This is a genomic window from Thiosulfatihalobacter marinus (assembly GCF_016019955.1).
In the GTDB taxonomy this organism is placed as follows: Bacteria; Pseudomonadota; Alphaproteobacteria; order Rhodobacterales; family Rhodobacteraceae; genus Shimia; species Shimia marinus_A.
The window spans coordinates 307,243-331,032 of the sequence record NZ_JAECRZ010000002.1; the positions used below are offsets into that span (position 1 = coordinate 307,243).

21 protein-coding genes and 1 tRNA gene are annotated in these 23,790 nt (G+C 62.0%); 17 read left to right on the forward strand and 5 right to left on the reverse strand.

What is annotated here, in order from left to right; genetic code table 11:
- Positions 1-87 precede the first annotated feature (87 nt).
- From I3253_RS04495 to ribD, 6 genes are all read left to right on the forward strand, one after another.
- A complete protein-coding gene (locus tag I3253_RS04495; protein ID WP_197916444.1) occupies positions 88-531 on the forward strand; it encodes a hypothetical protein in 444 nt (147 codons plus the stop codon).
- 54 nt (positions 532-585) lie between these two features.
- Positions 586-1,026 carry a hypothetical protein gene (locus I3253_RS04500; protein WP_197916445.1) on the forward strand — a complete coding sequence of 147 codons (441 nt, stop codon included), beginning with the start codon at positions 586-588 and terminating at the stop codon, positions 1,024-1,026.
- A gap of 69 nt (positions 1,027-1,095) precedes the next feature.
- Positions 1,096-1,500, forward strand: coding sequence for a hypothetical protein (locus I3253_RS04505; protein WP_197916446.1), 405 nt, complete (start codon positions 1,096-1,098; stop codon positions 1,498-1,500).
- A gap of 41 nt (positions 1,501-1,541) precedes the next feature.
- Positions 1,542-1,961, forward strand: coding sequence for a secondary thiamine-phosphate synthase enzyme YjbQ (locus tag I3253_RS04510; protein WP_197916447.1), 420 nt, complete (start codon positions 1,542-1,544; stop codon positions 1,959-1,961).
- 212 nt (positions 1,962-2,173) lie between these two features.
- On the forward strand, positions 2,174-2,641 hold the full coding sequence (gene nrdR, locus I3253_RS04515) for a transcriptional regulator NrdR (RefSeq protein ID WP_197916448.1): 468 nt from the start codon (positions 2,174-2,176) through the stop codon (positions 2,639-2,641).
- 20 nt (positions 2,642-2,661) lie between these two features.
- A complete protein-coding gene (gene ribD, locus I3253_RS04520) occupies positions 2,662-3,741 on the forward strand; it encodes a bifunctional diaminohydroxyphosphoribosylaminopyrimidine deaminase/5-amino-6-(5-phosphoribosylamino)uracil reductase RibD (RefSeq protein WP_197916595.1) in 1,080 nt (359 codons plus the stop codon).
- Here ribD and I3253_RS04525 read toward each other — a convergent pair.
- The 3 genes from I3253_RS04525 to I3253_RS04535 all read right to left on the reverse strand — a co-directional run bounded on the left by I3253_RS04525 (position 3,738) and on the right by I3253_RS04535 (position 8,263).
- Complete coding sequence (locus tag I3253_RS04525; protein ID WP_197916449.1) at positions 3,738-5,735, reverse strand: capsular polysaccharide biosynthesis protein; 1,998 nt, start codon at positions 5,733-5,735, stop codon at positions 3,738-3,740. The two genes, ribD and I3253_RS04525, sit on opposite strands and share 4 nt — an antisense overlap.
- 2 nt (positions 5,736-5,737) lie before the next feature.
- Positions 5,738-6,874 (reverse strand): polysaccharide biosynthesis/export family protein, encoded by a 1,137-nt coding sequence (locus tag I3253_RS04530; protein ID WP_332255685.1) that lies wholly within the window; start codon positions 6,872-6,874, stop codon positions 5,738-5,740.
- 96 nt (positions 6,875-6,970) lie between these two features.
- Positions 6,971-8,263 (reverse strand): capsule biosynthesis protein, encoded by a 1,293-nt coding sequence (locus I3253_RS04535; RefSeq protein WP_197916450.1) that lies wholly within the window; start codon positions 8,261-8,263, stop codon positions 6,971-6,973.
- Between the two features lie 145 nt (positions 8,264-8,408).
- On the opposite strand from I3253_RS04535, the gene I3253_RS04540 reads away from it, so the two are divergent.
- The 5 genes from I3253_RS04540 (at position 8,409) to I3253_RS04560 (ending at position 11,886) form a co-directional block, all read left to right on the forward strand.
- Positions 8,409-8,999: a riboflavin synthase gene (locus I3253_RS04540; RefSeq protein ID WP_197916597.1), complete on the forward strand. Its 591-nt coding sequence runs from the start codon at positions 8,409-8,411 to the stop codon at positions 8,997-8,999.
- A 328-nt stretch (positions 9,000-9,327) separates the two neighbouring features.
- On the forward strand, positions 9,328-10,449 hold the full coding sequence (gene ribB, locus I3253_RS04545) for a 3,4-dihydroxy-2-butanone-4-phosphate synthase (RefSeq protein ID WP_197916451.1): 1,122 nt from the start codon (positions 9,328-9,330) through the stop codon (positions 10,447-10,449).
- A 3-nt stretch (positions 10,450-10,452) separates the two neighbouring features.
- Positions 10,453-11,004, forward strand: a complete 552-nt coding sequence (locus tag I3253_RS04550) for a 6,7-dimethyl-8-ribityllumazine synthase (RefSeq protein ID WP_197916452.1) — start codon at positions 10,453-10,455, stop codon at positions 11,002-11,004.
- Positions 11,001-11,471, forward strand: a complete 471-nt coding sequence (nusB, locus tag I3253_RS04555; protein WP_197916453.1) for a transcription antitermination factor NusB — start codon at positions 11,001-11,003, stop codon at positions 11,469-11,471. The genes I3253_RS04550 and nusB overlap by 4 nt, the downstream gene beginning before the upstream one ends.
- 103 nt (positions 11,472-11,574) lie before the next feature.
- A complete protein-coding gene (locus I3253_RS04560) occupies positions 11,575-11,886 on the forward strand; it encodes a hypothetical protein (protein ID WP_197916454.1) in 312 nt (103 codons plus the stop codon).
- A 45-nt stretch (positions 11,887-11,931) separates the two neighbouring features.
- On the opposite strand, the gene I3253_RS04565 is transcribed toward I3253_RS04560, so the two are convergent.
- A complete protein-coding gene (locus I3253_RS04565; protein ID WP_197916455.1) occupies positions 11,932-12,753 on the reverse strand; it encodes a M90 family metallopeptidase in 822 nt (273 codons plus the stop codon).
- 449 nt (positions 12,754-13,202) lie between these two features.
- Here I3253_RS04565 and I3253_RS04570 point away from each other — a divergent pair, with 449 nt between their 5' ends.
- Complete coding sequence (locus I3253_RS04570; protein ID WP_197916456.1) at positions 13,203-13,673, forward strand: MmcB family DNA repair protein; 471 nt, start codon at positions 13,203-13,205, stop codon at positions 13,671-13,673.
- A gap of 20 nt (positions 13,674-13,693) precedes the next feature.
- Here the strand turns inward: I3253_RS04570 and I3253_RS04575 are convergent, their stop codons facing one another.
- Positions 13,694-13,882, reverse strand: a complete 189-nt coding sequence (locus I3253_RS04575; protein ID WP_197916457.1) for a DUF6324 family protein — start codon at positions 13,880-13,882, stop codon at positions 13,694-13,696.
- A gap of 72 nt (positions 13,883-13,954) precedes the next feature.
- Between I3253_RS04575 and I3253_RS04580 the strand changes: the two genes are divergently transcribed.
- The 5 genes from I3253_RS04580 to I3253_RS04600 all read left to right on the forward strand — a co-directional run bounded on the left by I3253_RS04580 (position 13,955) and on the right by I3253_RS04600 (position 23,769).
- On the forward strand, positions 13,955-14,446 hold the full coding sequence (locus tag I3253_RS04580) for a GNAT family N-acetyltransferase (protein ID WP_197916458.1): 492 nt from the start codon (positions 13,955-13,957) through the stop codon (positions 14,444-14,446).
- A 44-nt stretch (positions 14,447-14,490) separates the two neighbouring features.
- Positions 14,491-14,567: transfer RNA gene (locus tag I3253_RS04585), tRNA-His, on the forward strand.
- Positions 14,568-14,792: 225 nt separating this feature from the next.
- The gene (locus tag I3253_RS04590; protein ID WP_197916459.1) at positions 14,793-17,150 is read left to right on the forward strand and encodes a FecR domain-containing protein; all 2,358 of its coding nucleotides are present in this window, start codon (positions 14,793-14,795) and stop codon (positions 17,148-17,150) included.
- A gap of 5 nt (positions 17,151-17,155) precedes the next feature.
- On the forward strand, positions 17,156-22,033 hold the full coding sequence (locus I3253_RS04595; RefSeq protein WP_197916460.1) for a PKD domain-containing protein: 4,878 nt from the start codon (positions 17,156-17,158) through the stop codon (positions 22,031-22,033).
- Complete coding sequence (locus tag I3253_RS04600; protein ID WP_197916461.1) at positions 22,033-23,769, forward strand: adenylate/guanylate cyclase domain-containing protein; 1,737 nt, start codon at positions 22,033-22,035, stop codon at positions 23,767-23,769. Before I3253_RS04595 ends, I3253_RS04600 begins: the two co-directional genes overlap by 1 nt.
- The last annotated feature ends 21 nt before the right edge of the window (positions 23,770-23,790 follow it).

Consider the following 23,790-nt stretch of genomic DNA (forward strand, 5'->3'; position numbering starts at 1 on the left):
TTTGTCTAGGTCACGAAGTTCTGATCGGCTTGCCATTGGTCGGCCGCCGCTTTGCCTGTAGCATCGCTCCAGTGCCCGGAGATTTTCATGTCGCGATTGAAGCTGAGTTTTTTTGTATTGGGGGTGCTTGTAATGGCCGGGCCGGCGGCAGCGCAGGCATTCGGAATCGCCGTTGGCGGATATCGGTTGCAAACCAACCCGTTGCCTGGAAACAGCAATTTTGAAGTGATTATCGAAAACGGGGCCGGGCCCAGGCTGATCTGGTGCGAGGCCGGAAACTATGCCACCGCGCGGCTGAGGTCTTCGGCGACGGCGCGGTTGTATCTGCTCAATCCGCGCGGTCCGGCCAAGACCAGGGCCAAGCGCAACTCTGTGGGCTTCACGCTTGACCCGTCCCCGGAGGTGTTGGAGCAGGCGTCGCGACCGGGGCAGGCGAACAATTACTCGGTCTCGATCACCGAGGTGGGGTATAATCTGTCCGTGGGTCACACCAAGAGCTTTTGTGATTTGGGCATCATGAACCGGTTTTGATCCGGCGGACGGGGCCGGGCGTATACCCTGCTGAGGGTGAAAAGGAGCATACCGATGAAAAGAATTCGTATGCTGGGCGTGGTCGGATTTGTCGGCGTGATGGCCACCGGTCCTGCTATGGCCCAGGAAGAAGTTTTTGACGCAGCGTGGTTTCGGCTGGAAGTGAATCCGCTGCCCGGAGATGGAAATTACGAAGTGATCGCCGAGCCGGGCTATGCGAACCACCATATCTGGTGTTGGGCGGGGAATTACGCGCAGGCCTATCTCAAGGTGCCCGCGACAACCCGGGTTTACCTGATGACACCGGTGGGCCCGGCCAAGACCAAGGCACGCCGTCGCGGTGTCGGGTTCACGGTAAACCCGTCGCCCGAAGTCAAGGCCAAGGACTCGAGGCCGGGGCAGGGTGGTAACTATTCCATCTCGATATCGAAGGTGGGATACAATCTTAGCATCGGCCATACGCGGAACTTTTGTGACATTGACCTTGGTAACTAAGGCTGATGCCGGTGCCGTCGATGATCCGCTTTGTGCCGGAACGCGTATCCTTTGAAAAAGGAGGACGCGATGAACGGAACATATGGACTTATCGTGGTGCTGGGCATCGCAATGGCAGGCGGGGTGTCCGCGAACACCAATGCGTTGAAGAATCCGGTTATCCAGCTGGGCAGGCCTGGCAGCTTTGAAGTGGTGAACAAGTGGAATGCCAAGGATCCATACATTTGGTGTTCCGCCGCGAAGACGGCCCGCTCCTTGGGCGTGCAAACGTCCGGGCGTTTATACGTCGCGCGTGCCTATGGTCCCAGCCTGACAGTTTCCGGAGAATACGGGGTGGTGTTTACCACCCGCCCGGATGAAAGCCTTCTGGTCCGATCCGGGGGCGCCTCGGGGGTGATGTCATTGCGCCATGTTGGCAGCAATATCAGCGTCGCGGCGGGATTGCGCAACTGCGTCAAGGAACTGGATCTCTGACCGGGCTTGAGCAACCGTCCTGACACAGACATCATGGCCCGATGCAGACAATGTTCGAAATACAAACGCGCGGCCAAGGCCTTTATGAATTCACCGACGAGGTCACGGCCTGGGTCGATGGGCAGGGTTCAGATATTGGACTGCTGACGCTTTTCGTGCGTCATACCAGTTGCAGTCTCCTGATCCAGGAGAACGCCGATCCCGAAGTTCAGACCGATTTGCGCAACTTTTTTTCCCGGTTGGTCCCGCCATCCACTGACCCGCGCATGGGATACCTGACCCACACTTATGAAGGCCCGGACGACATGCCGGCCCACATCAAGGCGGCCATGATGCCGGTCTCGCTGACGATCCCGGTGTCCCGGGGGCGGCCTGCGCTTGGCACCTGGCAGGGACTTTTTCTGTTCGAACATAGAAATGCGCCGCACACCCGTCAGGTGGCAGCGCATTTTTGTGCATGAATTGGCCCATTCCGAGCCCTCGAGCATGATATATGGCTTCTGGTCGCATTTTGAACGGGGAGGAAGAGGTATTTCTTCCCCTTCGCCTATGTAGCGGCGCGAATTGACCACTACCCAAAGATTTGTAGCTGCCCTATAGTACCTGTGGATAAGTGGGGGGCACACCCCATGCGCGGTGGAAAACAATAAGACTACGGACAGGGGGATGGCCCATGCGCTGCCCGTTTTGCGGAAATATCGACACCCAGGTAAAGGATTCACGCCCGGCTGAGGATCATGTTTCGATCCGTCGCCGGCGGTTCTGCCCGGCCTGTGGCGGGCGATTTACAACTTATGAGAGGGTGCAGTTGCGCGATCTTGTGGTGGTGAAATCGAACGGACGGCGCGAGGAATTCGACCGGGACAAGCTTGAACGGTCAATCCGGATCTCCATGCAGAAACGACCGGTCGAGCCGGAGCGGATCGACCAGATGATTTCGGGCATCGTGCGGCGTCTTGAAAGCATGGGTGAAACGGATATTCCGTCCAAGACGATTGGCGAAATCGTAATGGAGGCCTTGGCCCGTATCGATACCGTGGCTTATGTGCGGTTTGCGAGTGTCTACAAGAACTTCCAGGCCGCCGATGATTTCGACAAGTTCGTTTCCGAGCTTCGCCCGCACGCCCCGAACGAGGATTGATCCTGTCTGACAGTCGTTATATGGCGCTGGCCCTGCAACTGGGGCGGCGCGGTCTGGGACGTTGCTGGCCCAACCCCGCCGTGGGGTGCGTTATCGTGAAGGGAGGCAGGATTGTCGGGCGTGGCTGGACCCAGCCGGGCGGTCGGCCTCACGCGGAAACCGTGGCATTGCAGCAAGCCGGTGCCAGCGCGCGCGGTGCCACGGTCTATGTCTCGCTTGAGCCATGCGCCCATCACGGGCAGACCCCACCCTGCGCCAGGGCGCTGGTTGACGCGGGTGTGGCACGGGTGGTTGTGGCAGTCCAGGACAGTGATGCAAGAGTTTCCGGGCGAGGATTGGCGATGTTGCGAGATGCCGGCATCGCGGTGAAACTGGGTGTTTTGGAGGACGTGGCTGCGCGTGATTTGCAAGGGTTCTTTCTGAAAACCGATCTGGGTCGCCCGTTCTTGACGCTGAAGCTGGCAACAAGTCTGGACGGGCGCATTGCCACGGCCACCGGGGAAAGCCAGTGGATCACGGGGCCGGACTCTCGCCGGATGGTTCATGCGATGCGGATGCGCCATGACGCAGTGATGGTCGGCGGGGGAACAGCGCGCACGGATGATCCGATGCTGACCGTGCGCGGACTGGGTGCGAATGATCAGCCTGTACGGGTGGTGGTATCCCGTCGTCTGGACATGCCCCTGATGAGCAATCTTGCCCGTACGGCCCGTGACGCCCCGGTGTGGATTGCGCACGGCCCGGATGCCGACCCGGCCCTGTTGCGGGCATGGCGGGACCTGGGCGCAAAACTGTTGGCTTGCGACCTCGAAGGCGCGCATGTTTCCCCGGCTTCTGTGTTGGCCGCTCTGGGGGACAGGGGCCTGACACGCGTGTTCTGTGAGGGCGGCGGCGCGCTGGCGGCATCGTTGCTGGCGGCGGATCTTGTCGATGAACTGGTGACGTTTGCTGCTGGTGCGGTGTTGGGGGCCGAGGGCTATCCGGCCATTGGCGCATTGGGGGTCGAGCGCCTGCGAGATGCGCCACGGTTCGAATTGCAATCGCAGCGGGCGATGGGGGAAGACGTGATGGCAATCTGGCACCGCATCGAAGCCAGTTAGCGCCACATCCCCTGAAAACTGGCGAACTGCCCCTGAAGCTTGGACAGTAACCGATTGAACGTTCCAGGGTGGGGGATGTCGCCGTTGGCCAGCCTTTCGATGGCGGTCTCCACAGGGCAGGGCTGATTGCTGACCGGATCGAAATATCGCGGATAGTCGATCAGTGTGGCATGGACCAGTCCTGCCAACGTCGGCCTCGCCATGCGCCGCGCCGGTATCGTGCCGCGATCGTCTGTCAGACCCCAACCGGCATAGAACGGCGCCCCGAACGTGACAACGCGGCATCCCCGCAAAAGCGCTTCGAACCCGGTGAGCGAAGTCATTGTCCACACTTCGTCCACGTCTTGTAGCAAGGTGGCCATGTCAGCGTGGCGCACAACCATGTCAGCGATATCTCCGGCATCCGGCAGGGCGCCTGCCCGCAGTCCAGCCTCGACATCGGGGTGGGGCTTGTAGATCAGGACCGCATTCGGATTGGCCTGCCGCGCGGCCAGAAGCAATGCGCGATTGGTGCGGATCGTGTCGGCGCCGGTGAGGATCGAAGCGTCGTCCTCGACCTGCCCGGGCACCAGAATGCGGTGTCCCGGCATCAGATCGAACCTGTCGCCGTCAAGATTGTATTTGCTGATACCCATCTTGCATATGCGCCGCACCAATGCCTCTGCCCGCAAGGTTTGATCCGGGCGCAGGTTTTCTCGAGCGGCAATCAGCCGTTCCAGCCGGCTTGGCTGCTGCGGGTCATAGTAAATACCCAGGTCGTCACACACCAGTGACAAGGGGGGCACCAATTCCGCTCCCAGACCGCGAGAGCGCACAAACCCGTCCTCGACGCGCACAGACGCTTCCGGGCCCGGTTTGCTGGCCCAGACCATGGAGGGCCGGTCCGGCGCGGTTCTGTCAAATCTCAGCGGTTTGACGCTGCCAAAGAACTTCTGGAGGGGTTTGCGCTTCCACAGACGCATTCCATGGGCATTCCAGCCGCGCCGGTCCTCGCGCCAGGCGCGGGTTTGAGCCTCGAACTGGTTGATGGTCTCTTCCAGGGTGCAAAGCTGGTCCCGGCAGGGATCGTACCATGTCGGATACAGGAACATCGCCGCCGAAAACAACTGGGCGCGGGTCAGCTGCCTTTGTCGGCGGGCCACCGGAAACTCGTCTGTGGTTAATCCCCATCCGGCGTAGAACGGCTGCCCGAAAATGCGTGGTCTGTGTCCGGCGAAGATCGCCTCGAATCCCATTTGCGACGAAACGGTATAGACCCCAACTGCGCCCTCGAACAGTACCCATGGGCTAAGTGATTCTGTACAAACAGAAATTCTATCGTTTACATCCTCTGGGCCAAAATAGCCGGACCGCTGCCCGGCAGTGGTTTCCGGGTGGGTCTTGATGACGACGGGGCATCCGGGGTGTTCTTCCTGGGCCATGACAAGCATTTCACGAAACCGCGCGTGATCCGCGCCGCTGGCTGTGACGGACGCGTCGCCCCGTGTCTGATCGATGACCAGAACATATCCGGGCGGCGGCGGTGGCAGGGTGGGGTCGAGCCCGGCGTATTTGGTAAGATGGGCCTCGCGCAAACGTTCGATTGCGCCGCGTGCGCGGTTCAATAGCGCAGTGTCGTCAAGCGGATGGGTGGCGAGCAAGGTTTCGATGTCGCTGGGTCGGGACGGATCGAAATGCGGGGCTTTGGTGTCAAGGAACAGGCCCAGTGGCGCTTCCCTGGCGACGCGCCCCGGATGGAGAGACCGAAGAAAAGCGTCTTCGACATACAGCAGGCAGGCGCCGGTTTTCGCGGCGATGGCCTTGCCACGGTGCGCAGTTGGGCTTTGCCCCCAAACTGCAACCAGATCTTCCGCCTTGGGGCGCCCCAGCCGGATATCGTATCCGGCCAGAGACAGGATGCGACGCAAGCGGCGCTGGGTATAGAAGCCGCCATTGAATGCAAAAAGCCGCCGGGATGAGTTCCCGGCGGTTTTTTCGCCTGCCTGAGGTGTCACGGTCAGAGGCTGCCCAGACCGCTGAGCGTGTCGGCCGAGGTCAGAGTACCGGTGATGGCCGCGATGGTCTTGTTCCACGTTGTGATTGGCGCTTCGGTCACATAAAGCGTGTCACCGTCGCGGATCACGAAATCGCGGGCCATGAACATGCCGTTCGGCTTGGTGAGGTCCAGAACATAGACCATGCGTTGCGCGCCCTTGAGATCGGAGCGGCCCAATACCTGATTGGTTATCGCGTCGGCCTCGTTGCGCAAAATGAACACGCCGGTGGGATCGCCCGTGGTGGCGGACAGCCCGCCGACCTGGGCAATGGCTTCGATGGCTGACAGATCCTTGGTTGTGAAATTCACGCGGCTTTGCGTGCCGGTGGCACCCAAAGCGGTGAACGCGCGGGTATCTTCCTCGACCAGGATGCGATCGCCACCACGCAAAGCGATGTCCAGTTCCGGGTTGTCATAGAGATCCTGAAACCAGATTTGCCCGGATTGCTTGCCGCGCAAAACGGTGATCTGCGCAATTTCCGGCACGATGGTTACACCACCGGCATTTGCGAGCATGGTGGAAAGTGTCCGTGTCGGGCGTTCGATCGGATAGACGCCCTGGGCGCCGACCGAGCCGATCAACGACACAGTGGAGCCGTCCCCGGCTGCGCGACGCACTTCGACCTGGGGATCGGGTGTCTGTTCTTCGAGCTTGGCAGAAATGACGCGGCGGATACCTTCGGGTGTGTTGCCCGCTGCGCGGATTCGTCCGGCATAGGGCACGAAGATGAACCCGGCCCCGTCCACCTGTACTTCTTCCAGAATCGCCGCCACTTGGCCTTCGGGGCCAAGCAGGGGCTTGTCGACGTTTTCCCAGATTGTCAGCGAAAGGATATCACCGGGGCGGATCGTATCAGAGCCAAGTTGGCCAGCGTTCTTGAAATCTTCGGAAAATCCCAGAGCGGGGACCACGGCCGTGGCGCGGGTGACACGGTCATTTACAGCCACGACAAAGGCATCCCCTTCGCGCTGGACGGATCCGGCATAGATTTCGCGTTTGTTCGGACCGGGGCGTGGCACCAGCGAACAAGACGCCACGACGGCCCCAAAGGCCACGATGGTGGCGCACTTCGCCCATCGGGTTTGTAGGAGTTTCACTGCTCGGTCTCCTCGACCTTGTTATGTTCTGCCTCAGGTTTTTCCGACAACCTACCGGAATCCGTTCCAAAAATCCAGCGCTAGACCTTGTGTCGGTTACTTCACCAGACGCAACTGTTGCCTTGGCGCCGCTGTTCCCGTGCGCAGGGCGTCATAGGGATCATGGGGTGACAACATCATGTCGACCACATGGCGTAGCAACTGGCGGCGCCCACGCGCGGAATAGAACCCACCGGGCACCTGGCTGGTTTCAAGCAGAAAACGGCGATAGGTTTTATATGCCGCATTGTCAGGGCGGGTGGCCCCGGCAAAAAAATCCGTCAGGGGCTGCGTGCTGACGAATTCGGGCTGGTTGTAAACCGCATTGCCGAACACCTTGATCGGAATGCCGCGCCAAAGTACCTGCTGGGCTGCGGTGGAATTCACGGTAACAGCGCCCCGAGCATCGTTGAGAAGCTGTGCCAGCTTGCCCCCGCGCACGTAGTGGACTCTGTCGGCGATCCCGCTTTGTCGCGCCAGGCGCGAGATTTCGCGGCGCAGGGGAACGCGCCCGTCTTCGAGCGGATGCGCCTTGAAAACAAGGTGGTGATGGCGTGGCGCGCCTTTGGCGAAATTCGCGATCACAAGCTTCAGGAAATCTGTCATGCTGTCGAACGGAGAGTGCATTTGAAAGCTGCTGTCATGTTCAAGTTGCAACAGTGCGAGGTGATACGGAAAACCGCCATAACGAATGCGCAGCGTGGCGAGGCGACGCTCGATGGCCTGGAACGGCATCAGCACAAGCCTGCGCAGGTAAAGCTGAAACTCGCGTGTAACTGTCAGCGCCCTGTGGGGGCGGAAATTGCGGTAGTTGCGGTTCGCAAACATGACAAACCAGTGATAGAGCGCGCCATAAAACACATGCTGGCGCATGTCGCCCCAATGGCCCGGTGGCAGCGGCGCCTCCATGTCGGACCCTTCCAGCGCCTGCTCCATCTGCTGGACGGTCATGTTCATCAGGCGGGAATTGCCGTTGGAGCCGCCGCGTTCATAAGTCACCCAGTAAGGCCGCAGATAGCCCTCTTCGAAGACATGCACGGCGATCCCGGCTTGTCGGGCCCGGGCCACGGCCTGGGCATGGATCGGGCGGGTGTCGCCATAAAGGACAATGTCGGTGATGCCTTTTTCAGCCAGAATTTTGTCAAAGGTGGCGGGCCAGTCTTCCGGGGCATCGCGGTAGGGAATGTAGGTGGCGGCGTTACGCCAGAAGGCGCGGTCGCCGGCGTTGAAGCCCACGCGCCAGACCTGCGCGCCCGAGCGGCAAAGCATGCGCGCCAGCCCTGCAAAGAACGGGCCATGCGGCCCTTGCAGGAACAGGAATACCCGGTTATCGCCACTCGAATGGGTCATGTCAGCCTGTGCTCAAACGTTGTTTTCAAGTCAGATTAGCGGTTAGTTGCGGCAGAAATAAGGGGACATTTTGCCGAAGCGTGGCGGGTTGTCAGGCAGGGGTAGGGGCTGTAGGTCTGGAGCGAACAAGATATGGGGGTTGGCGGTGTTTACCGGGATCATCACGGATATTGGCGAAGTGCGCGCGCTGGAAAAGCGAGGCGATCTGCGGGCGCGGATCGCGACGGGGTATGACACGGGCGGGATCGAGCTTGGGGCGTCGATTGCCAGCGACGGGGTTTGTCTGACGGTGATCGACCTGGGGGCGGGCTGGTATGATGTGGAGATCAGCGCCGAAACCGTGTCCAGGACCAATCTTGGAGACTGGACGGTCGGCAAGCGGGTCAATCTGGAGCGCGCGCTGAAAGTGGGCGATGAACTTGGCGGTCATATCGTGTCGGGCCATGTCGATGGGGTGGCCGTGATCGTGGATATGAAGGACGAGGGGGACAGCACCCGGTTCACGTTCAAGACGCCGGAATCATTGGCGAAATTCATTGCGCCCAAAGGATCTGTGGCGTTGAACGGCACGTCGCTGACCGTGAACGAGGTGGATGGCTGCCAGTTCGGGATCAACGTGATCCCGCATACCAAGGAGGCCACGACCTGGGGGGACGCCCGGATCGGAGACAGGGTGAACCTGGAGATCGACACGTTGGCGCGCTATGTGGCGCGGCTGGCGGAGATGTCGGGTTAACGGCCATTCGGGGGTGAAATCGCCTGTCGGCGTCACGTCGGTATCATGTCGGTATTGTGTCGGTGCAAGACCTGCCTGTGTCAGGCAGATCCGTTCGTGTTGACGAGTGTTGCGAAAGCGTTGGCGGCGAGCGGCATCGCGTGCGGGGCAGGTTGGGGGGCCAGCCCCCCAAATGGGGAAATCGGAGATTTCCCCGCCCCCCGGAGTATTTCGGGCAAAATGAAGAGGCGGTGTTCCGTCGCGTCGGGGGCGAAGAACGCCGACCCGGCACTGGCATTCAAGCGGGTCATGGTCTATCTGAGCCACACCACTGGCCGGAGAGTATCCCATGACCTTTGAAACACCGGGTCCTGTCGAGCAGAGCCTGCGCGACGCGATCAGCCCGATCGAAGAGATCATCGACGACGCGCGCAACGGGCGCATGTACATTCTTGTCGATCACGAGGATCGCGAGAACGAGGGCGATCTTATCATTCCGGCCGAGTTTGCGGATGCGGCGGCGGTGAATTTCATGGCCACGCATGGGCGCGGGCTGATCTGTTTGCCGATGACGGCTGAACGGATCGACCGGCTGGGCCTGCCGATGATGGCGGTGAACAATTCGTCGCGCCACGAGACTGCCTTTACGGTGTCGATCGAAGCGCGCGAGGGGGTCAGCACCGGGATTTCGGCGCAGGACCGGGCGCTGACCATTGCCACGGCGATCAACGAACAGAACACGATGGCGTCGCTGGCCACGCCGGGCCATGTGTTTCCGCTGCGCGCCAAGCGGGGCGGCGTGCTGGTGCGGGCCGGGCATACCGAGGCTTCGGTGGATATTTCGCGCCTGGCGGGGCTGCATCCCAGCGCGGTCATCTGCGAGATCATGAACGCGGACGGCACCATGTCGCGCCTGCCGGAGCTGGTGACGTTCGCCAGGGCGCATGGGCTGAAGATCGGCACCATCAGCGACCTGATCGCCTATCGGTCGCGCAATGACAATCTTGTGGTGGAGACCAGGCGCGAACCTGTTGCCTCGGAATTTGGCGGCGATTGGGAGATGCGGATTTTTACCGACCAAATTCATGGCGTGGAACATGTGGTGCTGATCAAGGGCGACATCAGCACGTCCGAGCCGGTTCTGGTGCGCACCCATGCGTTGCACGAGGCCAGCGACGTTCTGGGGCTGGGGCCGAAGCCGGCAGACGAGCTGCCGCGCGCCATGCGGATCATTGCCGGGGCCGGGCGCGGGGTGGTGTGTCTGTTCCGCGAGCCGCGCCATAGCCTTTATGCTGACGAGGATGAAGGGCCGCGCACCATCAAGCATACCGGTTTGGGGGCGCAGATGCTGTCGAATATGGGGTTGAAGGAACTGGTGCTTTTGACGGATTCACCCCGGACGCGGTATCTGGGGCTGGACGCCTATGGGCTGAGTATCGTGGGCACGCGCCCGATTATGGCGGAGGACTAGACAATGGCGAGAGCGGAACAACATTACATTCTGCCGCGACCGGCGTTTGACAGGCCGGTCAAGCTGCTGATCGTGCGCGCGCCCTATTACAAGGATATCGCGGACAATTTGTTGGCGGGAGCGATTGCCGAGATCGAGGCCGTAGGTGGCCGCCATGACCTGGTGGATGTGCCTGGCGCGCTGGAGGTTCCCACCGCGATCGGGATTGCCGAGCGGATGAGCAATTTTGACGGCTATGTGGCGTTGGGATGCGTCATCCGCGGCGAGACCACCCATTATGAGACGGTGTGCAACGACAGCAGCCGCGCGCTTCAGATGCTGGGCTTGCAGGGGCTGTGCATCGGCAATGGTATCCTGACGGTGGAAAACCGCCCGCAGGCAGAAGTGCGTGCCGACCCGGAGGACCAGAACAAGGGTGGCGGCGCGGCGGCGGCGGCCTTGCATCTGATCGCGCTTGCCCGTAAGTGGGGCGGCCAGCGCAAGGGCGTGGGTTTTCTGCCCGAGTCCGAAGAGTACAGGATCGCTGGCGAGTTGAAGGACAACCCCACCGCATGACCCTTTCCGGCAATCAGAAACGCAAGATGAAATCCGCCGCGCGGCTTTATTCCGTGCAGGCATTGTTCCAGATGGAAAGCTCTGGCCAGACCGTGGATCAGGTACGGGTCGAGTTTCTGGACCACCGTTTTGGCGCGCAGGTCGATGAAGCCACCGACATGATCGAGGGAGATCAGGGCCATTTCATCAAGACGCTGGAAGATGCGGTGAATTATCAGGCGTCGATCGACCAGATGACGGATCGCGGCCTGGTGGCGAAATGGCCGATCAACCGGATCGATCCGACATTGCGCGCCTTGTTCCGGGCGGCGGGGGCCGAGCTTTTGCAATCCGGGACACCGCCCAAAGTGGTGATCAGCGAGTATGTGGCGATTGCCCGGGCATTTTTTCCGGAAGGCAAAGAGGCGAAATTTGTCAACGCCGTGTTGGATCACGTGGCGCGCGAGGCGAGGCCCGAGGCGTTCTGAAACCGCGGCGCGGCGGCTTGTCGCGTATGGCGGCGTTCAGCGGGACGTGACTTGCGATCTGCTGGCAAAGGCGTACATTCGAGGGGTCATTGGAGTTTGTTTCATGCCCAAGCTGGTCCGTCTTTATATCACACAAGTCATTGTCGGGTTCGGATTGTCGGCCGTGTTCGTGGGGCTGTTGCTTTACGCTAATGTCGGCAACCTGGGACATCTGGTGAAAAATTCATCGGGCGGCGGTCTCGCGCTGGTGATGTTGTGGGCGCTGAACGGGATTGTGTTTGCCGGGGCGCAGTTCGGCATCACGATCATGCGCATGAAGGACGATGGCGGGACAGGGGGCGGCGGCAAGCGCGACGACCTGCCAGTGATGCGGGCAGAGCCTGTGCCGGTGAAAGTGGCCGCGCGGCGCGGGTGAACGCCGGAGCGATTTTTCCTTTTTGAGTTGGAAGCTGGCGCAGTGTCAGGATGTGGCCCAGCCTGACGGGTCCAGTTGGAACAGCTGGCGCAACTGTTCGTAGATTGCGGGTTCGCCCTGTTTGAGGGCTTTGGGCCTTTCAAAGAAAGCTTCAACCGCGACCGCAAAAAATTCCTCGTGTCCTTCGGCGCCATAGGGATCGAGCACTGTTCGGTGCCCGGCCTGCACCATGGCGACATGATTTTCGTAGGCCGGCAGAAAGGCACGTTCCCAGGCGGCATAGCTTTGTGCGGGATCCAGGATGGGGACGCCGTCGGTTTGGCCGGACAGGTCATCGATCTGGTGGGCAAATTCGTGAAAGACGACGTTGTGTCCATCGCTGTCGTCAAGCGCGCCCTGTCGGGTGTGTGCCCAGGACAGCACCACCGGCCCGCGCGACCAGCTTTCTCCGGTGCGGATGATCTCGCGCTCGGTCACGACAAAGCCGCTTTGGCGGGCCTGGCGCGATTTGAAGGCGCCGGGATACACCAGAATTGTGGTGAGATGCGTGTACCAGGTGTTGGTGTTGGCAATCAGGAGGCAGGCCTGGGCGGATATCGAAAGGCGCATTTCCTCGGTGATTTCAAGCCCGTTGCAGCCGATGAAATCCACCTGGTCGAGAAAGGCATTGATCTTGCCTTCGAGCCTGTCCCGGAAATCTGCCGGAAGTTTGCGGATCAGGGGAACCTGTTGCAAAACGATGGCGCGTTCGCGATCGGTCAGGGGCGTTTCCAGAAGGCTTTGGCGGTGGTGTTTGTGGCTGATGTAGCGATACAGCAGCAGGCCGAGGGCGGGCAGCAGGGCCAGAAGAAGGAGGATGGTCGGCATGGAGGGGCCTTTGCTGTCTGGACAGGACAAAGTTAGGCGCTGGGGCGTGGAATGCAACGGGTGAGAGAAGTGGCGGGCCCGCAAACGCAGCCGTGGGGTTATCTCATTCCCGAGGACCTGTATATACAGGTGGGCGCCAGGTAATCAGGCCAGGGCCTGAACAGAGCCAGCTCCCTCGGAATTGCTTAAGGCCACCGGAATGCAACCGTATCACGAGAAGGGCAGAACCCGCCGTTCATGTATCTATGCGCGGGGCGCGGCGCGCACAAGGGGGGCGACCGGGAAACGCCGTACCGGTCAAGGGGAATTTCCAGGTACCTGTGCGGTGCGTCAATCGCCCCCACCGACACTGGCGGCTGGCGAAAAGGTCTTCAGGGCGCGCGCGCGCCGGGCCTGAATCTGACTTTCGGAGGCTTGTCATTTGTTCATGAATTGTTCACATTCGACGCATGGATGAAAACATGCAGCCCGGACAATTGCTGGCGCGTGGCGTGAGCCGTCATTTACGCGGCCACGGGTTCGTTTCAATCGAGGAATTTGTGCCCGCGCGCGGCCTGCGTGTGGACGTGGTGGCGCTTGGCCCAAAGGGGGAGATCTGGGTGGTGGAGTGCAAATCCAGCCGCGCCGATTTCCAGACCGATTCCAAGTGGCAGGGCTATCTGGAATGGTGCGACCGCTATTTCTGGGCAGTAGACAGCGCGTTTCCGACCGATCTGTTGCCCGACGATACAGGGTTGATCGTGGCCGATTCCTATGACGCGGAGATCATCCGCATGGCCCCCGAAGACAGGCTGGCGCCGGCGCGGCGCAAAAAGCTGATCCAGAAATTCGCGATGGATGCGGCGCGTCGCCTGCATCGGTACCGCGATCCGAAACTGCCCGCCTTGCCGGAAGACGAGCCCGGCATTTTCGGCAAGTAAAACACCGTATCAGGTGGCGCTCAGGTTGACAGCTTGCGCGCGGCGGCGGCGGCGGCCAGGATTTCCTCGGCGATTTCCTGGGCTTCGTCCGGGTCGAAATCCATCGGTATCTCGGCATCACCAGCTTCGATGAAAATGCGCACGAAACCCTGATCGGTGGGGCCGATTTGCAGATTGGCCTCGATATCGCGTTCGGTGTTGATACCCATTTCGGTTCTCCTGTGCTGCGGTTTCGGGTAGCCTGAAAGCCGTGGAAAGGCAAGCAGAGGCGAGGGCGGCACATGGCGGAGCACGGCATCATTCTTCGGGATTTCGGGGCGGGCGATCTTGAATGGCTGGTCGAGGCCCACGCCACGATCTATGCGCGCGACGAAGGGTTTGATGGCACGTTCGCCGCGCTGGTGGAGGAAATTCTGCTCGATTTTCTGAACAATCAGGACCGGACATGCGAACGCGGCTGGGTGGCCGAACACGAGGGGCGACGGCTGGGCAGTATCTTCTGCGCGCGCGGGCCGGGGCCGGGGCAGGCCAAGCTGCGCCTGTTTCTTGTGCTGCCCGAGGCGCGCGGGCTGGGGTTGGGCAAGCGGCTGCTGGACACCTGCATGAGCTTTGCGCGCGGGGTTGGCTATGACGGGATGACCCTGTGGACTCATGAAAGCCATGCCGCCGCCTGTGCCCTGTATGCGGCTTTCGGATGGCGTTTGACGGGATCGAAACCGGTGCACAGTTTCGGTGTCGATCTTGTCGAACAAACTTGGGAAATCACGTTTTAGGCGCTTGCAATCGAAGGCGCGGAGCGGTAAATCGCCCGGACAGTGCCGCCTTAGCTCAGTTGGTTAGAGCGCTGGATTGTGGATCCAGAGGTCCCCTGTTCAAGCCAGGGAGGCGGTACCATCTTTTTCTTATTTTCGGAAATTTGAACATATCGCACGCTAAATGGCCGGCGCATTGTTTCCTTTTTTATATCAAAGCCTTGTATTTAGGCGGTACTGTTTCCGCGGCGTGCCGGGCGGTGGGCCAGGCCGCTAAAAACCTTGCCAAATTGTCGCATATCGCCAACGATATGGGGTGGCGAACGAAACTTTTCAAATTCGCGGTTTTTTGAACGGGGGCGCAGGAATGATTGATCCTGCAATCGGCAAACGAGGGATGCGTCTTGCCCTGGGCCTGATATTGATGGCCCTGTCGGCGCTCGCGTTCAGCGCCCGGATCCCTGCGAGTGCGGAAATCGATCCCCTTTCAGCACCCTACGAGAAAGTTGCCTACACGGGTGATGAGACTTTGCGCGATTTTGTTGCCCGGCATCTGAACGACCCTGACCTGTGGCCAACCGTTCTGAAGATCAACCTGTTGGGCTCGCCGGCGGATCTGGTGCCGGGCGCGGTGCTGGACATGCCGGTGCGCCAGGTTGCATTGGCAGATGATGCGTTGATGGTGTCGCTGAACGCGATCCAGAAGGCCACCGCCGAGGGCGCTCGGCTGTTTGCACCCGAACAGATCGGCAGCGCGATCGACAGCCGGGATTCCGCGGTGGAGCAGCGCAGCCAGGGCGAATGGCGCGAGGTGGTTGTGTTGGCGGGGACGGCCACGGAATATGCCAACGAAGCCTTCGAGATCGCCGTGGCACAGCGCGACAAGTCGGCAGAGGCGCTGATTACGGACATCTATGGCGATGTCGAAGGCCGCGATCCGGCCGAGGCCAGCTGGACCGACCGGTCGCTGAACGACATTCTTGTCGAGTTTGAGCGATTGCGCACGTTGTCCAATTCCACGACGCAGGTCACGTTTCGCGATCTCAGCCGGTTGCGTTTGAATGCCAATTCCAACGCGACGATCCAGCGCATGAGATCGGATCCGCTGACCGGTAAGGAAGTGACCAAGGTCAGCCTGTCCAACGGGGATTTCTATGCGCTTTTGAACCAGCTGTCGGATCGTGACAGTTTCGAGATTGATGTTCCTGGGATCACGACGACCACGGAATCGGATGATTTCTGGATCAAGAACAACGACCAGAACGCGTTGTTCGTGAATTACGACACCGCGGCGCTGGACATTGCGTCGGGGCTGGAAAATGTGTCGCTGGGCAAGGATGAAGGTGTGGTGATCACCCGTGGCGGCGAAACCGCGCGCGCCACCGTGCTGGAGCGGGCGCTGTTGTCGCTGCCAGAGAACAAGGCGGATGTTTACGGCAGCGCGGTGGACCTGAGGTGGCAGGTTTTTCCCGAGGCCGCCGGATATTGGTTCGAAGTGGCCGCCGATCCTGGATTCAACCGGATGCTGGCGACGGAATGGGGTGTCAAGGAAACGGCGAACCGTGTCGAGAACCTTAAACCGGGGACGCATTACTGGCGCGTTGCGGCGCTGGACAAGCTGGGCCTGCCGGGGAAATGGAGCGAAGTGCGTCAGTTCGACCTGCGGGTGGACGCGACGCCCCCCTTCCTGACCCTGTTGGCCCCGCCCGAGAATACGCTTGTGGAGCGAGACAGGATCGAGGTGTTGGGCGCCTCTGAAAAGGACGTGACGCTGACGCTGAACGGCGATCCGGTGGAGGTGGCGGAAGATGGGTCGTTCCTGGTGGCCGCCACGCTGGTTCCGGGGAACAATTCGCTGTTGGTCGTGGCCACGGATGCGGCGGGCAACAGATCCGAAAAGCGCCGCCAGGTTTTGTTCGAGCCGCGCAGGGCTGTGGAGATCACCCTGGATGCGGATTTGCCGCGAACCGGCGAAGTTCTGGTCAGCCGGACCGCGGAAATGACGGTGCTGGCCACGAGTACTGCGGCGCCTGGAATGACGGTGATCTTGCGGGACGCGGCGGGCGCCGAGGTGGGCCGCACACGTGTGGGCGGCGGCGGCACCATTGGCATCAGCGTGCCGGTCACGACCGACGTGGTGCCGTATTCGCTGGAAATTCTGAGCCAGGGCGGCAGCCCGGCGGGGCAGATCGGCTTTGAGGTGCAGCGCGACAGCGAAGCGCCCGAGATCGTTCTGGATGTGCCGCCCCCGCGGGCCACATCGGATGATCTGCTGGACCTGACCGGGCTGGTGGGCGATGCGGTTTCGGCCACGCTGAACGGTGCGCCGATGGAAATCTTTGACGGCTTTTTCGTGATGCAAGTGACCTTGCAGCCGGGGCGGAACGTGTTCGAGTTCCGGGCCGAAGACGCGGCAGGCAATGCCGGTGTGTTGGTGGTGGAAACGGTTCTGGACCTTGATCCGCCCGAGATCGTCGAGGCGCGCATGACGCGCCCCGGCGGCGAGGGTGGCCCGATCGAGATCGTGGTGGAGGCGCGCGATGCCTCGGGGCTGCGTCAGGCGGCGCCATATCTGGTTGAGGTTGGTGACGAGGAATTTGAAGGATACCTGCGCTGTGACAGCGCCGGCGGCATCTGCCGGGCAAGCCTGCCCGCCGCCAGCGGTGACATGACCCTCGTTGAGGTGATCGTGCAGGATTATGCAGGAAACGAGGCGATCCGGTGACTGGGATGAATGAATTGATGCACCGCGTCAGGCGGCTGGGGCTTTTTGCGACGCTGGTGTTGGGGGCGACGGGGGTCTCGGCTCAGGACATGGCGCCACCGCTGGATCAGGGCCTGCTGGTTGTCTATGGTGTTCTCGCCCCGACGCGGGAAGGGGACGTGGACAATAAGGAAACCATTTTCTTCAGTGTTCCCAAAGATATGCGGGACCGTCTTTATGTGCGTATCTTCGACCCGGAAATGAGCGGAGAGCATGATTTCCGCTATGGTCGCTATGGCAATACCAGAACCGTGTACCGCATCAGCGGTGGCGACGGGGCTTATAGCGGTGTGACCCTGCCCGAGCCGGTGCGTTCGGGTTCGCAGCCCCGCAAGGTGCGCAAGGCCGAGTTGATGGCGACGATGCCGGGCGAGGTGCTGCGGGAGGAGACATTTGCGGGGGATCCCGCGACCAGCGGCACGTGGGTTTCGATCGGGTCCGTGCGTGCGCGGCAGGGCGAGGTGATCGGCGATCGCGCCTGGTTCCGGCTGGATGTGCTGGGCGCGGATGGTGACGATGGCAACGGGTTCAACGTGGATATCAGCCTGGCACGGGATGTGCATCGCCGCCCCGAGGGGCTTGAGATGGTGGCGTATCAGCCGACGGTGCGTTGGCCCGGCGGCAATATCGGCACGCGTGTCGAGTTTCTCAATCCGGGCGGCGGGCCGGTGACGGTTCAGAATTTTGACGGCGCGGCGGGGGATCTGCGACTGAACGGCATGTATGCCGACACCGTGCTGCGCGCCTCGGGGCAAAATCAATGGCTGTCTGAAGAGGTGGCGCCGGGCGAAGAGCTTTTGGCGATCACCCTGAAGGGCGGTTTCGAGACCCCGAATGACATTACGCTGAGCGTGTTTGACCAGACCGGCGCGGCGCTGCCGATCAACATGCCGCCGCGACAGGCGCCGAACCCGGAGCGGCCCGCGGCGCTGCCCCGGGCGCGCGAGCTGGCGGATTGTTCCAGCGTGGCCTTTGACGGCAGTTTCGAAGGCGCGGACCCGCTGTTGAGCTATCGCTGGGATTTTGGTGACGGCGGAACATCCGACGAGCCGGTGATTGTTTACAGCTATGCGACAGCGGGCCGGCTGGAGGCGCGCTTGCGTGTGCTGGAGGCTGGCACGCGCGCCGCGCGCGGCAACGAAGCGAGTGTGCCGGTGCATGTGCGCGTGGCGCCCAGAGCCGAGGCGGGGATGCCGGTGACGGTGGCGCCCGGTGACGTGGTGCCGTTCGATGCAAGCGGTTCTGTGCCCAGCGACAGCCCGATCACGAGCTATCTGTGGACATTTGGCGATGGTGACGTTTCGGCGCTGCCGTCGGTCGAGAAAGTCTATGGCGAACCGGGTGCGTATCGCGCGGTGCTGCGGGTGATGGATGACAGCAACCACCCGTGTAACTTTGGTGTGTCGACCCGGCTGGTGACGGTGAATTTTCCGCCGGTGGCCGAGGCCGGAACCGACATGAACACCATCGTGGGGCGCCCGATCACCTTGGACGGATCGGCGAGCTATGATGTGGACGGCGCGATTCTGTACCATGACTGGGACATGGGGGACGGCACCGAGCTGGAAGGCGCGCGCATCACCCATATTTTCACCGAGCCGGGCGTGTACAGCGTGGCGTTGTCGGTGACGGATGACAGCGGGGTGAGCAATGCCACCTCGCAGGATCGACTGACCATAAGGGTGAACGCACCGCCGGTGCCGGTGATCGAAGGGCCGGGCGAGCCTGTTGCAGTGGGTGAGGCGGTGTTGCTGGACGGGTCGAAATCCAGCGATGCGGACGGGGTGATCCTGAGCTACCTGTGGGATTTCGGCGATGGCGCGATGGGTGAGGGCGAGACCGCGGAATATGCCTGGGCCAGCCCCGGCGTATACGAGGTGACGCTGACGGTGATCGACAATTCCGGCACCGGTTCGGCGACCCAGACCGCGCGGTTCGAAGTGATCGTGAACACGCGCCCCTTTGCCGAGGCCGGGCCGGATCAGTTCGTGACCGCCTCGGAAGTTCAGTTCGATGGCGGCGCATCGCGCGACATCGACGGGCGGATTGCGCAATATCTGTGGGAGTTTGGCGACGGACGGACCGGGCAGGGCCCGCGTCCGGTGCATTCCTACGAGCGTCCGGGCACCTATCAGGTGGCGCTGACCGTCACCGATGACAGTGGCGCGCCCCAAAGCAGCAACCGCGACACGATGACCGTAACGGTAAATGCCGCGCCGATCGCCGATGCGGGGCCTGCGCTGACCGTGGCGCCGGGCGAGGAGTTTGTTCTGGATGCCGGGGCCTCGATCGATCCTGACGGGCGTATTGCCGCGTATGTCTGGCGCTTTGGCGACGGCACCACCAAGGCTGGTGAACGGGTGTCCTATGCGCTGACCCGGCCGGGGCTGCACCGGGTGCGTCTGGAAGTGACGGATGATTTTGCAGGCGGCGGTGCCAGTGACGAAGGCGAAGTGCTGATCACGGTCAACGAACAGCCCGTGGCCGTCGCCGGGCCGGATATCCGCATCGCGCCGGATGAAACCGTGCGCTTTGATGGGCGCGGCTCGTTCGACCGGGATGGCAAGCTGGCCGGGTATCGCTGGGAGTTTGACGACTTGCAGAAACCGCTGGAAGCGGCGGTGATCGAGCGGGCCTGGCCGACGGCGGGGATATACAATGCCCGTCTGGTCGTGCGCGACGCAAGCGGTGTTGCCAACAGCGCGGCGACGGATACCGTAACCATCCAGGTCAACCACCGCCCGGAGGCCGATGCCGGGCCGGTGATCGACACGGACCGGCTGAGCGTGCGGCTGGATGGCGGCGGATCAAGCGACGCCGATGGCGATGCGCTGATCTATATGTGGGATTTCGGCGATGGATCCGCGCCGGTCTTTGGACGCGAGGTGTCTCATGTCTTCCCCAAGGCGGGCCGCTACCCGGTGACATTGCGGGTGGATGACGGATCGGGCCTGAGCAATGCGCGCGATGTGGATGCCACGACGGTCATCATCAACGCACCGCCAATGGCGGCGGCGGGAGGCAACCGCAATGTGTGTTCGGGGCAGTCGATCCTGTTCGATGCTTCGGCCTCGAGCGATGCGGATGGCGATCTGTTGCGCTATGCGTGGGATTTCGGGGACGGCACGCAGTCGGAGATCGTGAACCCGACCAAGACGTATGAGTTGCCGGGCACCTATCCCGTGACGCTGCGCGTGGCGGATGAAAGCGGATCGGAGCGCGGCACGGATATGGACCGGATCGCAGTGATCGTGCAGGAAGGCCCGATTGCCGATGCCGGCAAGGATCTGACCATCTGTGTCAATCAGGAAGTGCGGCTGGATGGAACCGGATCCACCGATGCGGACGGGTCCGTCAATGCGTTTGAATGGACATTCGGCGATGGCAGCCGCGCCAGCGGGGCGACGCCGGTCAAGAGCTTTGAGCGCGCCGGTACCTATGCCGTGACCCTGACCATTACCGGCGACGCCAAGGGGCAGTGCAGCCCGCTGGACACCGACACGGTGAATGTGACGGTGTTGCCCGCGCGCAGCCAGTCGATCGAGGCGGTGGAGCGTGCTCCGGTCGGAGAGGCGGTGCGGTTCGCGGTGGTTCTTGGGGATGAAACCGGGACCGGTGCGCCGACGGCCTATCGCTGGAGTTTCTCGGATGGCGGTAGCGCCGAGGGTGCGGAAGTCAGCTATGCCTTCACCGAACCGGGCACCTATCTTGCAACGCTGGAAACCTCGCTTGAGGGCGAGCAGCTGGATTGCGGCACGCTTGTCACCCGTCACCAGATCATCGTGAACGCGGCGCCGCAGCCGGCCATTGACGGGCCCGAGGTTGTGGCCGTGGGCGAGCTGGTCAGTTTCGATGCGGGTGGTTCGGTGGACACCGATGGCGTGATCACCAGCTTTGCCTGGGATTATGGCGACGGGACCACCGGCACGGGCGTGGTGGGCAGCCACAGCTTTACCGAGCCGGGCACCTACACCCTGCGCCTGCGGATCGAGGACGATGCGAATGTGGGCAACAGCGTGGCCGAGATAGAGCGCGAAGTGGTGGTGAACCCGGCGCCGATTGCGGGGCTGGAAACGCCGCCCGCCCTGTGTGTTGGAACGCCGCGCCAGTGGGCGGTCACGACGGAACCGGGGGTGGACGTGACCTGGCAGTTTGGTGACGGTGCTACGGCAGTGGGGACATCGGTGGAGCATGTCTTTGACAGGCCGGGGCTGTATCCGGTGGCCGTGACCACGAATGACGGGCGCGGATTGCCCAATTCGGTTTATCGCGAAGAGGTTTATGCGCGGGTCAATGCGGTTCCCGAGGCCGACGCGGGACCGGATCGGCTGGTGTGTCCGGGTGAGGACGTGACGTTCAGCGCCGGGGCCTATGACGCGGACGGACAGATCGCGCGCCTGATCTGGCGTTTTTCGGACGGGATCGAGATGGAAGGGGCCGAAGTGCGCCGCAGCTTTGACACGCCGGGGCCGTTGGAAGTGGAGCTGAGCGTCATGGATGACAGCGGCGCCATCTGCAATGTGGGTACGGACATGGCGGCGATCCTGGTCAATGGCGCGCCGCAGGTCGATGCCGGGCCCGACCGTCAAACCCCGGTGGGGGCAGCGCATGACGTGCTGCGGTTCGATGCCAGCGGCGCCAGCGATCCGGACGGTCAGGGGCTTTTCATCAACTGGGACTTTGGCGACCAGACCAATATGGCCGGCGCGGTGGCGCGTCATCGCTTTGCCAGCCCGGGCACCTATACGGTGACGGTCACGGCGCGTGACAGCACGGGGCTGGCCTGTGGCGTGGCGACAGACACGGCCAAGGTGACGGCCGTGGCGCGGGAGACCGGCAACTGATGCGGTTTCCGCTACCGCTCAAGTTTTTCCTGTTTGCGGCCATGGTGGCAGTGGTGCCGCTTGCGCTTGTGGGGCAGAACCTTGTCCAGATCACCCGCGATGAGTTGAAAAGTGCGGCCAACGAGGATCTGACCGGTGTGGCCGCGCAATTGCGCAGCGAGTTTGACAACCTGTACCAGGGGCGCTGGCTGGCGCCGTTGATGGTGATCCGGTCCGGTGTGGATAACCCGGACCTGGATGTGGCGCAGAAGGTTTCGTTGCTGACGCTTGGGATGCAGCAGCTGGACAGTGTCATCGCCCTGCAATTGAGCGTGGAAGGCTCGAATATTCCGATGCTGGTGTCCGACCAGAGCTTTTCGCAGAAACTGCAAGCCGCCGGGCTGGATCCGAACTCCATTCTGGCGGCGTCCGGTGAGTTGATAGCCAGTATCGAGGGAACCGGGCAGTTTGGACGACCGCTGATCAGCCGGATCGGTGAAACCGGCGATTGGATTGCCACTCTGGCGCTGCCCATGGAAACGCGGATCGCGGGGCGGGGGCTGACGCTTGTTGCGCGAATCGATCTGGCGTCGCTGCGCCGGTCGGTCGAGCGCCACCCGTTCAACCAGCGCGGCGAGATCACGATTGTCGATCACGCCGGGCGGCGGGCGTTGGTGGACAACCCGGAAGTGATCGCGAACCGGGCCATCGTTGCCTCGGCCATGCCGCTGATCGTTGCGGGCGCGCGGGCGGACGCGCTGGAAAACTATGTCCGCCCGGACGGGACGGTGATGTTGGGGGCCTATGCCTTTCCCGACTGGTTTCCCTGGGCGGTGATCACGGAACTGAGCGAGGAGAATGCCTATGCGGTGATCTACCGGATGATGGAGCGCATCGTGGTTGTCGGTGCGTTGGGCTTTGCGGCGGCCACGGCTGCGGCGCTGATCTTTTCGCGCAGGCTGACCGGACCAATTGTGAAGATTGGCCGGGTGGCGGATGCAATCGGTGAGGGGGATTTTGCGGCGCGCGTTGAAAAGGTGCGGACGCGGGACGAGATTGGCGATCTGGCCACGCGGATCAACGTGATGGCCGGGCAATTGGGCGAGCGGCTGGAATTGATGAAATTTGTCAGCCACGAGACCATGAGCGCCATTCAGAAACAGGATGGCGGTGCAATACGGCGCGGCGGCGAGCGGCGCGATGTCACGATGCTGTTTTCGGATATTCGCGGCTATACCGCATTTTCCGAAACGGTCACGCCGGAAGAGGTGATCGAGGTTCTGAACCGTTACTTCGAGTTTCAGTCCGAGATCGTCGAGCGCCATGGCGGGGATATCGACAAGTTTGTCGGTGACGAGTTGATGGCCATGTTCGTGGGCGAGGACAAGGAGGATCGCGCCGTGCGTTGCGGGGTGGAGATTCGGAATTCCCTAGCCGAGCATTTCGGCGGCAAGGATGGCGGGCACGAGCTTGCGGTGGGGATCGGGATCGCCTCGGGGCATGTTGTGCTGGGCGCGATGGGCGCGCGTCAGCGGATGGATTACACGGTGCTTGGGTCTACCGTTAATCTGGCGGCCCGGCTGTGTTCAAAGGCGGGGCCGTGGCAGGTTCTGGTGGATCGCGCAACGTCCGACCTGGTGGATTTGGATCTGCGGGTCGAGCCGCTGGAAGCGGTGGTGTTGAAGGGGTATGCCGATCCGGTGCCGGTGTTCCTGGCGGATTTCGAGCCTGACGCGCTTGAGGCCGAAGAGGCCTGACGCATGTGGTTGGCACGCGCC